Here is a 1,529-nt window from a genome sequence, read left to right as displayed (position 1 = left end):
CGACACCGTCGCCTTGCGCCATCGGGACCATGATGGGGTGGGCGGCATTACCCAGGCCTTGAAACAACGCGGGGTGACCCCGCCGGCCATGCCACTGAGCCGCCAGAAGCAGGCACCGCGCTGGTGGCAGCGTTGGCAACGGTTGCCGGACGACCTGCCTGCAGTGGAACCGGTGTGGCGCCGCTGGCGGGACTTGGCTGGGCAAGCAGAACCTGAAGCGATCGAAGCCAGCCCGGTCTGCGTGCAATGGTTGAATCCGGCGCAGACCCGTGCGCTGTATCAGCGAGCCCACCAGCACAAGGTATCCGTGAACAGCCTGCTGTTGCTGGCATTGCACCGGGCGGTCTGTGACACCCTGATGTTGCACGGCATTGCCGGTAGCTGGTGCTTTCCGGTGAACATGCGCGGTGTGGTGCCCATGTTGCGTGAGGACATGAACCTGTCCAGCGCGTTCTATCTCACTGTGGACCATGAGGACAAGGCCGCCAGGCTGGACCGCTCCGTGCGCGGCTACCTCAAGGCCAATGTGCACTGGCGGTATTGGCATCTGGCACGTATTGGCCGCTTGATTGGCCAGCGGGGGGTGAACTGGTTGTGTGGGCGTTTGCAGAAAGGCACCCGGCACTGCGGGTCTTTTTCCAGCCTGGGTGAGTGGGAAATGGACTTTGCCTCCGCCGGGATGCCCAAGGATACCGTGTTTGCCTGCTGTGGCCCGGGCAGCCCGAGCCATCCGGTCGCGAATGGTGTGATTGTGGTAAATGGCTGTATGAGCCTGTCCCTGAAAGTGCACTCTTCCCTGGGCGTGCCGCAAGCCACGGTACGCCAGTGCTTGCAGCGCTGGGTTAATTGGCTGGGAGTGGTTGAATGAAATTGCCTGCCGGTTTGCGTTCCCTCAGCTTGCGGACACTGGTGGCGTTGCTGGCCACCCTGGCCATGGTGATGGCCGTTTTCTCACTTTATCTGGTGCCGCCGGCCCCCCCGCCGGCCAAGGCCAAGGATAGCGTGTTGGCCCTCAATACCATCACCGTGGATTGGCGGGATGTGGTGATTCCGGTGTTCAGTCAGGGCCAGGCCACGGCGCGCCACGACCTGCCGTTGAGTCTTGAGGTCTCCGGGCGAATTCAGGAGGTGGCGCCGGCGTTTGCCGATGGTGGGCGAGTGGCTGCAGGCGATGTGTTGCTCAAGCTGGATCCGGAGCCTTTTGCTCTGGAGGTCACCTCGCGTCAGAACAGTGTCCATGCGGCGCGTCTGCATCTGGCCCAGACCCGGGCCAAGGCGCGGGTGTCCGGGGCTTCCGGGCGCTCATCGGCGCTGGGGCGGTTCGAGCCGCAACTGGACGAAGCCTTAAGCTGAGTGCCGCCCGTGCCAGCCTGCGTCAGGCGGAGCGTAACCAGGAACAGACCGAATTGCTGGCGCCGATCAGCGGGCGCCTGAAAGCTGTACAGGTGATGGCAGGGCAACATGTGCAGGCGGGCAGCAAGCTGGCCCAGCTGTATCAGGAAGACCAGGTGGAAATTCGCCTGCCGGTC

The 1,529-nt window shown here is 63.6% G+C and carries 3 protein-coding genes; all 3 read left to right on the top strand.

Annotated features, from left to right (window positions below; all coding sequences use genetic code 11):
- The coding region (locus A3754_RS27195; RefSeq protein ID WP_197468445.1) for a hypothetical protein at positions 1-868 on the top strand (868 nt) is incomplete at its 5' end.
- Positions 865-1,353 (top strand): biotin/lipoyl-binding protein, encoded by a 489-nt coding sequence (locus A3754_RS04275; protein WP_063518928.1) that lies wholly within the window; start codon positions 865-867, stop codon positions 1,351-1,353. The genes A3754_RS27195 and A3754_RS04275, both read left to right, overlap by 4 nt.
- A gap of 95 nt (positions 1,354-1,448) precedes the next feature.
- A partial coding sequence (locus A3754_RS28420) for a hypothetical protein (RefSeq protein ID WP_231880473.1) occupies positions 1,449-1,529 on the top strand: 81 nt, incomplete at its 3' end.

The organism is Alcanivorax sp. HI0083 (assembly GCF_001635175.1).
This window is presented reverse-complemented; position numbering and strand designations above follow the sequence as displayed.

Excerpts from the sequence above, each read along its gene's own strand:
- A3754_RS04275 (WP_063518928.1), top strand. The coding sequence starts at position 865 with ATGAAATTGCCTGCCGGTTTGCGTTCCCTCAGCTTGCGGACACTGGTG.